Here is a 274-nt window from a genome sequence, read left to right on the forward strand (position 1 = left end):
CGTGCAGCAGGCCCTGTTCGGACGCCTGCTCCAGGATCTGCTGCAGCACGTCCTGCAGTTCCGTCCCGCTGCCGGTGTCCGACAGCTCCACCAGCACATGCCACGGATGCGCGCCACTGAGCGGATTCTTGCGGCCGGGCACGTGCGCCATGACGATGTCCAACTGATTGCTGTCGATCATCTCGAAGGCGGACAGGCGCGAGCCGCACTGCTGCTGGAACAGGCCCAGGATATCGAGCGCGGCCTGCGGATCGGTGGGCGCCAGCCAGGCGAT

1 protein-coding gene is annotated in these 274 nt (G+C 66.8%); it reads right to left on the reverse strand.

Annotated elements, in window-relative coordinates; translation table 11 throughout:
* Positions 1-274: FAD-linked oxidase C-terminal domain-containing protein (locus R0J88_RS20065; protein ID WP_410900885.1), on the reverse strand; the 274-nt coding region annotated here is incomplete at both ends.

The sequence above is a fragment of the Pseudoalteromonas sp. SIMBA_162 genome (assembly GCF_046535955.1).
Lineage (GTDB): Bacteria > Pseudomonadota > Gammaproteobacteria > Enterobacterales > Alteromonadaceae > Pseudoalteromonas > Pseudoalteromonas marina.